We start from the raw sequence: 8,730 nt of genomic DNA on the forward strand, positions 1-8,730 counted from the left end.
ATTTAATCTAAACAGTTTTATCATTTTTCTAAATGTCGTGTAATTTTGTGTGACAAATAGCACGTTTATTTGTATGATGAATAAAACTTTCTAGCATTACCTTTTTCACTATGGATTACATACGATCTTTTGCCATTGTTATGTTTTGCTTTTTAGTAGGCCAAGGCATACAACATCTAACTCATCTGCCGATCCCCGGCAGTATTATTGGCTTGTTCTTACTTTTCTTCGGCTTAGTAACAGGCATTTGTAAAACTCAATGGGTTGAGAAAACCTGTAATTTGCTGATCAAACATATGGCGTTGCTGTTTGTTCCTGTCGGTGTTGGCCTTATGAATTACTTAGGTTTAATCGAGCATAACGCCACCATCATTTTTGCAAGCACCCTTGGTAGCACATTAATTGTATTGGTTGTGATTGGCCTTGCCCTTCACCATAAGGAAAAAGAGTCATGATCTGGTTAGTGGCAACCCTTGTTGTGTTTTACAGCATGCGTTATTTGGCAATGAAGATCCGCAATCCACTATTTAATCCATTGCTGATTTCGCTGATCTTTTTGATCGCTGCACTGCGCTGGCTCAATGTCCCTTATGAGACTTACTTTGCTGACAATGAAATTATCAACTACATGTTAGGCCCTGCGGTTGTTGCCTTAGCGTTACCGCTGTATCAGCAACTACCTTTGATTAAGCGTAAGTGGAAGACCATTTTAACTGCCTGTTTTATCGGTAGTGTGTTATCAATGACGTTTGGTACAGGTATTGCGTTTTTAATGGGGGCTGATGCTCAATTAGCCGCCAGTATTTTGCCTAAATCTATTACCACTCCACTTGCGATGGCAGCATCACAACAAATTGGGGGTATTCCTGCCATTACCGCTGCAATGGTGATCATTGTCGGTTTGTTTGGTGCGGTATTAGGTTATCCAGTGATGAAGCTATTTCGTATTCATCACCCTTTAGCGAAAGGTTTGTCTATCGGTACGGTTTCTCATGCATTAGGTACGGCAAAGGCAGTAGAGCAAGACTATCAAGAAGGGGCATTTAGCTCATTGGCTTTAGTGATTTGTGGCATTATGACAACCCTACTTGCACCATTGATGTTCCCTATCTTACAGCATGTCTTTTTTGGTTAATGGTTTTATACCCAAGTTACTTGGGTATAAGCAGCATCATATGCTTACAGCGTTTATGTTGCTTAATTCATATTAGTTTTAAGCCCATGCTGTTTTGATAACCATTTATTACATAAAAATTTACATTTACTTGTGTGAGCTCGCTCTCGATAATGTAACTAGTGTATAGAGTTGATAGTTAATGTGATCTGCATCACACTTGATTATTAACATTTAACATAGAATGTTTCTCCATCAACAATACGGAGTAACACCCCAATGCACGCAAAAGTTATGGATGCATTAGGTCAATTACCTAACGAGCTTGCATCAGCTCTTCGACCAATTATTGAAGATAAAAATTTCGATTCCACTATCAGTCCTGAGCAATTTGAACACTTACTTGCTCAAACTAATCTATCTGATTCTGATCTTCGCCTTGCACTCCTTCCTGTTGCTGCTGCTTACGCTGTTGTTCCTATTTCTAATTTCTATGTTGGTGCTATTGTCCGTGGTACTTCTGGTCGCCTTTACTTTGGTGCAAATATGGAATTTGCCGGTGCAAGTATGGCGTGTACTATCCATGCAGAACAATCGGCAATTAGCCATGCGTGGATCAAAGGTGAAACTGGCATTAAAGATGTAACCATTAACTACAGCCCTTGCGGTCACTGTCGTCAGTTCATGAATGAGCTAAACACGGCTAAAGAGTTAGTGATCCAACTGCCAGAACGCCAACCAATGACACTGCAACAATACCTACCTGAATCATTCGGCCCTGCCGATCTTGGTATTGAAGATGCACTTCTAAGCGATATTGATAACGGTATTACCATTGCTGAACAATCTGAGTTAGCTGTTGCCGCTTGTGATGCTGCAAACCGTTCACATGCACCTTACTCGAAGAACTTCAGTGGTGTTGCACTTAAAGCCAAAGACGGTCGTGTATTTGTGGGTATGTACGCTGAAAATGCGGCATTTAACCCTAGCCTACCACCGCTGCAAGTGGCACTGATCAACATGAATATGTCAGGCTACAAGCTGTCTGAATTGGTTGAAGCGGCATTAGTTGAAAGTGCTGAAAGCCAAATCAGCCAACTAGCACGTACTCAAGCACTGCTAGAAGCATTGAATCCAGACATTCAAATGACCTATGTTGCTTACTAAGATTTAGCAATAAAGACCTAGGTTGTTATATAAACCGCTGTAATAGGCGGTTTTTTATTACCTCAACACCTCTAGAGTGGGTCGAATATTGGCTATCTAAAAACAAAAGCGTATTATCCTCGCAACGCTTTTATAGAGAACCTATTTTCATGTCTCACACTCATAGTCCAACACATAATCCGGTACAAGGTGCAAGTTGGATGCTGTCTGCAGGTTTGGCTTTTGCCATTGTGAACAGCCTTGCTCAGTACCTCAGCATAAAACTTGGTGTCTCATCGACCACCTTTGCCCTATTTCAATACTTCATTGCGTTGATTGCGATGCTGCCATGGCTTAGAACCATGGGGATCCGTCACTCATTAAAGACACAACAATTTTTTCAACACTGTTTCCGTGTCTTTCTTGCAGTGATTGGTATTCAGTTATGGCTGTGGGCACTCGCCTATCCTGTGCCGATTTGGCAAGGTATTGCATTGCTCATGACTTCACCGTTATTTGCAACCATTGGCTCAGGTTTCTTATTAAAAGAGAAAGTCGGTGCGGCACGTTGGTGTGCAACCATTGCTGGCTTTATTGGTGCGATGATAATTCTTGAACCTTGGTCAGATACCTTTAGCATTGCTACATTGCTACCTGTGGGGGCTGCGATTTTCTGGGCGGGTTATTCGCTGATGGTGAAAAAGCAATCAAGCACTGAATCACCAACAACGGTTGTGATGTATCTGCTGATTCTGATCACCCCTTTTAACGTGTTACTTGCACTACCTGATTTTCATATGCCGACGGGTGGTGCAACGTGGACATTAATTATCGCAGCAGGTTTATTAACCGCCCTTGCACAATGGGCGATTGCGAAAGCCTATGCAGTGGCAGATGCTTCTTTCGTCCAACCTTTTGACCATGCCAAACTGCCATTAAATGTATTAGGTGGATGGTTAGTGTTCGGTTGGATACCTCCGGGTCGTTTATGGCTTGGTGCTGCCATTATTATTGCCTCTGTTGCGTTTATCACTCAGTGGGAAAAACGCAAGTAACACATTTGATAATGTGTCATACAATCTAAGATCACTGATGAAACCGCCACATTGTTGGCGGTTTTTTATTATATGCTTCATATAACTCACACTATTTATGTTTCAAGTTTAGATTAAACCCTGACGCAAACGTTTGCTTAATTATAAAAACAAGGTATTATCACGCCCAACCAACACTATCCAACATAAATCGTAAGGAATAAGGATGTTAGGTACAGCTAATGGTTCAAATGCTACACGTGTTCTGCTTTTAGGCTCTGGTGAGTTAGGCAAAGAAGTAGCTATCGAATGTCAACGTTTAGGTCTCGAAGTGATCGCAGCAGATCGCTATCCCAACGCGCCTGCTATGCAAGTTGCTCATCGTAGTCATGTGATTGATATGCTAGATGGTGATGCGCTAAAACGTATCATTGAGTTAGAAAAACCAGACTACGTTGTTCCTGAAATTGAAGCCATTGCGACCGACACATTAGTTGAGCTTGAGCAACAAGGTGTGAATGTGGTTCCTACCGCTAATGCCACTAAGCTTACAATGAACCGTGAAGGTATCCGTTGTTTAGCCGCTGAAACCCTATCTATTCCAACCTCTCCTTATGAATTTGCTGATCAATACGATGACTTTGTTGCAGCTGTAAACCGTGTTGGCATGCCTTGTGTGGTGAAGCCAATCATGAGCTCATCAGGTAAAGGTCAAAGCGTGATTAAAACTACAGCTGATATTGATTCAGCATGGCAATACGCACAAGAAGGCGGCCGTGCTGGGGCTGGTCGTGTGATCATCGAAGGTTTTGTTGACTTTGATTATGAGATCACATTATTAACTGTTCGTGCTGTTGATGGCGTTCACTTCTGTGCACCTATTGGTCATCGCCAAGAAGACGGTGATTACCGCGAATCATGGCAGCCACAGCAAATGTCTGAAGCGGCATTAAAAGCGGCACAAGATGTAGCAGAGAAAGTTGTAAACGCTCTGGGTGGTTACGGCTTATTTGGTGTCGAGCTATTTATTAAAGGCGATACGGTACTATTTAGCGAAGTCTCCCCTCGCCCACATGATACGGGTATGGTGACGCTTATTTCGCAAGAGTTGTCTGAATTTTCCCTTCACGTTCGTGCATTTCTTGGTTTACCCATTCAGCACATCACACAATATGGTCCATCGGCATCTGCGGTTATTCTGGCTGAAGGTGTTTCAACCAATATCGGCTTTGATAACTTACTGCCAGCGCTTTCTCGTCCTAATACGCAAATTCGCTTATTCGGTAAGCCTGAAATCAATGGTCGTCGTCGTTTAGGTGTGGCGCTGACTCGTCGTGAAGATATTGATAGTGCAGTCAATGATGCAGTTAACGCTGCTGGTGATGTGAAAGTCGTTTTTAACTAATCACTTAACAAATAAGATTAGCGTCAAATAACCGTTCTCTATAAGCAAAAGGCATGTTAGCTTTATAATTAACCTTAAAAACAACAGGTTAGTTTAAAGCAACATGCCTTTCTTTATGTTTAGCTAATGTGATTAAGTGTTACTACACTTCAATCAACCACACTTCTTCAGCAAAGCGAGATAAACCTCGTTGGCGACGAGGATGCGTTTCATCAGCCTCATCACGTTCAAGGTGTGTCACTTTACAATTCGCAAATAAAGCTTCAACTTCCGCTTTAGGTACTGAGAATGGAGGCCCTGCTAGTTCATCTTGTGGGTAATCAAGTGTCACCAGTAGAATACGACCGCCCGGTTTTACCAATGACAGTAGCTTTTCTACGTACATTTGACGCATGTCTTCTGGCATTGCAATTAATGCAGCGCGATCGTAAACCACATCAACAGGATCGATATTTACGGTAAAGTAATCACCTTGATAAATCGAGATCTCATCAAACTCATAAAGGTGTTGATTGCCGACACCAGTAACAAGCGGTGTATAGAGGTTTTCAGCAAAGAAAGCTTTGACAGCAATATCGCTCAACTCAATACCAATCACTTGGTTATGACGCTCTGCTAACCACACTAAGTCTTGCGTTTTACCGCACATAGGAACAAGCACACGCTCATCACGTTGCGGTTTAACCGCTGACCAATGTTTGATCAGTAATGGGTTTACGTCAGGTAGGTGGAAACCAATGCGGTTTTCTGCCCAACGGCTATGCCAAAATTCTGCATCCATTTTGTGACTCTACTTTCTGTATTAAATAATTATGAGAAAGATACACGTTATACTTAACGGTATCTGATGCTGTTATTATAAAGACTTAAAAATGAGGATTCATAACAAATTCTGATTTAGCCAGATCTCGCAGCATGATCAATCCTTGTTGCAGCCGTTGCTCTGAGCTAATAGCCATTAATGATAAGCGAATATGGTGCGGATCTTCCCCATTCACTTTAAAATAACTGCCGCTACTGACAATCAAACCTTTGTTTTTCGCCTCCATCACAAAGCGTTCTTGCTGCCAATGCTCAGGTAATGGCCACCATAGTTGAAACCCTGTTTCCCTCCCTTGATAGCCTAGTAACTCTCTCGCCAATTGCTGACGTTTAATTGCAGTTTGTCTTTGCGTTTCAGCAAGTTGAAATGCTTCACCACTTTCAATTAATTGCGCTGCAGCAATATAGTTCAGTGGCGATGACAGCCATATGTTGGCACGAATATAGGCTTGTAATACTGTGATATGTGAATCAGGCACTTTTAAAAAACCACAACGCATTGCTGGGCTAATTGCTTTTGATAAGCCTGAAATATGAAAGCTTAATTGCGGAATACGATTGCTGATCGCTGCAATAGGCTCCGGATTTAAAAAGCCATAAATATCATCTTCAATGAGCCAGATGTTATTTGCTGCAATAACGTTAGCGATTTCATCACGTCTTGCTGGTGGCATGGTAATGCCCGTTGGATTTTGATGTGACGGTACAACAATAACGAGCTTAGGACGATTTAAGCGGATCACCTGTTGTAGGTCATCAGGACACATCCCTTCATCGTCTAATTGCACTCCTACAACGTGTCGCCCTGCTGATTTGGCAATTGCCATGATCCCCGGATAAGTGAGCGATTCAACAGCGATAGTATCACCAGGCTCTGTTAGGGCATGAATTAATAACGATAACGCATGTTGCGCGCCGTTGGTCAGTAAGGTGTTATCACTATTACCGCCAGTTAAACCATAATGTTTAGCCCATGCGACACCTGCTAAACGGTGACTTTCATGGCCTGAATGCTCGGTATACCCCATTAACTGAGTATTTAGCTGCTCTGTAGCTTGCATCATCGCATCACGCAATGGTGACAAGTTTTGCAGCAAACAAGGCTGTAGGATGGAGAAGTTATAATCTTGTTCATCGTCTGCAGGTTGGATCACCTCACTTAACGATGCTTGAGCACAAACAAACGTTCCCCTACCGACAAAGGATTCAACACGCTTTTTATCCACCAGCAATTGATAGGCTTTTGCTACTGTCGCTGGCGTTGTGCTTAATTCATCAGCAAGCGCACGATGTGGCGGCAATTTAAACTTTGCAGGATATTCACCACTATCAATTCGAGCTTCGATGGTTTTAGCTATCTGTTTAAATTTAGCGTCGCTCACTGTCACATCCTATAGTTAAATCGCCACCATACAGTTGGTTAACTTTAACCAAAATACGCAACAAATGATACAGGGAATAAACAAATTGACATATGTCAATATAAACCTTAGTGTACATAACCATCAACACGGATGAATAAAGAACGTACTCTTATTGCAGTTACTATGTGCTTTGTTAGCAATTAAACGCCGCTTTAAAACGGAATGTAGCTCGCAGAGTGACGGTTTCACTATCAGGTTAACGTATTGCCTATTATCCATTCGTTAAAATGACATATCTCAATTTTAATTATTTTGCTTAGGAGACTCCTATGACAATGAGTATCGCTTTTATCGGCTTAGGTGTAATGGGTTACCCAATGGCACGTCACCTGTTCAATGCAGGATTTGATACCAAGGTTTACAACCGTTCAACTGCCAAAGCGCAGCAATGGGCCTCTGAGTTTTCAGGTCAATATGGTGAAACCCCACGGGAAGCAGCATTAGAGCGTGATGTTGTCGCTTTGTGTGTCGGTAACGATGATGATGTACGTAGTGTTGTGTACGGTGAAAATGGCGTACTGGCTGGTATGAAAGCTGGCACTACCCTTGTTGATCACACCACTACATCAGCAGAGCTCGCAGAAGAGTTAGCTAACGCTTGTAGCGAGAAAGGCATTCACTTTATTGATGCTCCTGTCTCTGGTGGTCAAGCGGGTGCTGAAAACGGTGCATTAACCATTATGTGTGGTGGCGAACAAGCAAACTTTGATGCGGTATTACCGGTATTAAATAGCTATGCCAAACAAGCGGTATTGATGGGCGGTCATGGTCAGGGTCAACGCTGCAAGATGGTGAATCAAATTTGTATCGCTGGGGTACTACAAGGTTTAAGTGAAGCATTAATGCTGGCACAAAAATCAAACCTAGATATAGAGCAAGTAGTCAGTGTACTAAAACACGGTGCTGCGGGTTCATGGCAAATGGAAAACCGTGCAATCACCATGGCGGAAGATAAGTTTAATTTTGGCTTTGCCATTGATTGGATGCGTAAAGATCTGGGTTTCTGTTTAGATGAAGCGAATAAGCATGAGTTAGCTATGCCATTGACTGAAGCGGTTGATAAACGTTACGGCCTGCTACAACAGCAAGGATTGGGAAGAATGGATACGTCTGTGCTTATCAAGGCTTGTGATAAAGACGTTTAAGTAAGTTATAAATTCCAGATAAGCGAAAGGGATGCATTTGCATCCCCTTCTGCCGACCTCGACTCTCATCAAGATCAAAAATCCGTTTTCCAATTTTACATTGGAGTCATGGAATACCGATTGAATCCATTCAGCTTACGAAATTCTGAATAGTTTAATCGAATCACGACGAACAGTTACACCACGGAAAGTTACTGGCTCTAGCAACGTCATTAGTTGCTTAGAAACGAAGAACTTACCACCGTAGCTACGATCACCGCCACGATTAACCCAATCAGCAAATTCGTCAGCCAGACTGAACATAGAGTTACCGACTAGTAAAACAAGAACTTTAGCAACTTCGCTATCGTTCTGACGGTTAAACTCAGCGTCACGAACTTTTTTACGATATTCGTCGACAATTCTTTCAAGGCACTCAAATCTGCTCATATACACCACCATAAAAATCGAGGCGTGGATACTACTGCTCTCGCTAACGTAAATCAACCCATCAACTTAGGTTTCTGTTAAATATTGAGATATTTTTTCAACTTCGTAACAAAAAAGCCGTTATTGATAATAAAAAACACGATTTAATTTCATATTTCAGCTCAAAAACTTAAATGGTATTTAATATATAAGTTTTAAATATTATACTGAC

Annotated in this window: 9 protein-coding genes; 6 read left to right on the top strand and 3 right to left on the bottom strand. The window is 41.9% G+C overall.

The features are described 5' to 3' along the window. The first annotated feature begins 110 nt into the window (after positions 1-110). From E5A76_RS14805 to purT, 5 genes are all read left to right on the top strand, one after another. Positions 111-455, top strand: a complete 345-nt coding sequence (locus tag E5A76_RS14805; RefSeq protein ID WP_161119383.1) for a CidA/LrgA family protein — start codon at positions 111-113, stop codon at positions 453-455. After that, positions 452-1,135: a CidB/LrgB family autolysis modulator gene (locus E5A76_RS14810; RefSeq protein WP_161119384.1), complete on the top strand. Its 684-nt coding sequence runs from the start codon at positions 452-454 to the stop codon at positions 1,133-1,135. The genes E5A76_RS14805 and E5A76_RS14810 overlap by 4 nt, the downstream gene beginning before the upstream one ends. 258 nt (positions 1,136-1,393) lie before the next feature. Continuing rightward, positions 1,394-2,281 carry a cytidine deaminase gene (gene cdd / locus E5A76_RS14815; protein ID WP_053989689.1) on the top strand — a complete coding sequence of 296 codons (888 nt, stop codon included), beginning with the start codon at positions 1,394-1,396 and terminating at the stop codon, positions 2,279-2,281. A 149-nt stretch (positions 2,282-2,430) separates the two neighbouring features. Next, complete coding sequence (locus E5A76_RS14820) at positions 2,431-3,315, top strand: DMT family transporter (RefSeq protein WP_161119385.1); 885 nt, start codon at positions 2,431-2,433, stop codon at positions 3,313-3,315. A 205-nt stretch (positions 3,316-3,520) separates the two neighbouring features. After that, entirely contained in the window at positions 3,521-4,699 is a 1,179-nt protein-coding gene (gene purT / locus E5A76_RS14825; protein ID WP_161119386.1) for a formate-dependent phosphoribosylglycinamide formyltransferase, read from the top strand. Between the two features lie 142 nt (positions 4,700-4,841). Here purT and E5A76_RS14830 read toward each other — a convergent pair whose 3' ends face one another. After that, positions 4,842-5,480 (bottom strand): thiopurine S-methyltransferase, encoded by a 639-nt coding sequence (locus E5A76_RS14830; RefSeq protein WP_161119387.1) that lies wholly within the window; start codon positions 5,478-5,480, stop codon positions 4,842-4,844. An 85-nt stretch (positions 5,481-5,565) separates the two neighbouring features. After that, positions 5,566-6,903 carry an aminotransferase-like domain-containing protein gene (locus E5A76_RS14835; protein ID WP_161119388.1) on the bottom strand — a complete coding sequence of 446 codons (1,338 nt, stop codon included), beginning with the start codon at positions 6,901-6,903 and terminating at the stop codon, positions 5,566-5,568. 311 nt (positions 6,904-7,214) lie between these two features. Here E5A76_RS14835 and E5A76_RS14840 point away from each other — a divergent pair, with 311 nt between their 5' ends. Further along, positions 7,215-8,090, top strand: coding sequence for an NAD(P)-dependent oxidoreductase (locus E5A76_RS14840; protein ID WP_161119389.1), 876 nt, complete (start codon positions 7,215-7,217; stop codon positions 8,088-8,090). A 135-nt stretch (positions 8,091-8,225) separates the two neighbouring features. Here E5A76_RS14840 and E5A76_RS14845 read toward each other — a convergent pair whose 3' ends face one another. Continuing rightward, positions 8,226-8,519 carry a hypothetical protein gene (locus E5A76_RS14845; protein WP_005367981.1) on the bottom strand — a complete coding sequence of 98 codons (294 nt, stop codon included), beginning with the start codon at positions 8,517-8,519 and terminating at the stop codon, positions 8,226-8,228. Between the last annotated feature and the right edge of the window lie 211 nt (positions 8,520-8,730).

It is taken from the genome of Photobacterium lucens (assembly GCF_009873615.1).
In the GTDB taxonomy this organism is placed as follows: domain Bacteria; phylum Pseudomonadota; class Gammaproteobacteria; order Enterobacterales; family Vibrionaceae; genus Photobacterium; species Photobacterium lucens.

Excerpts from the sequence above, each read along its gene's own strand:
- E5A76_RS14810 (WP_161119384.1), top strand. The coding sequence starts at position 452 with ATGATCTGGTTAGTGGCAACCCTTGTTGTGTTTTACAGCATGCGTTAT.
- E5A76_RS14830 (WP_161119387.1), bottom strand. The coding sequence starts at position 5,480 with ATGGATGCAGAATTTTGGCATAGCCGTTGGGCAGAAAACCGCATTGGT.
- purT (WP_161119386.1), top strand. The coding sequence starts at position 3,521 with ATGTTAGGTACAGCTAATGGTTCAAATGCTACACGTGTTCTGCTTTTA.
- E5A76_RS14840 (WP_161119389.1), top strand. The coding sequence starts at position 7,215 with ATGACAATGAGTATCGCTTTTATCGGCTTAGGTGTAATGGGTTACCCA.
- E5A76_RS14845 (WP_005367981.1), bottom strand. The coding sequence starts at position 8,519 with ATGAGCAGATTTGAGTGCCTTGAAAGAATTGTCGACGAATATCGTAAA.
- E5A76_RS14805 (WP_161119383.1), top strand. The coding sequence starts at position 111 with ATGGATTACATACGATCTTTTGCCATTGTTATGTTTTGCTTTTTAGTA.
- E5A76_RS14820 (WP_161119385.1), top strand. The coding sequence starts at position 2,431 with ATGTCTCACACTCATAGTCCAACACATAATCCGGTACAAGGTGCAAGT.
- cdd (WP_053989689.1), top strand. The coding sequence starts at position 1,394 with ATGCACGCAAAAGTTATGGATGCATTAGGTCAATTACCTAACGAGCTT.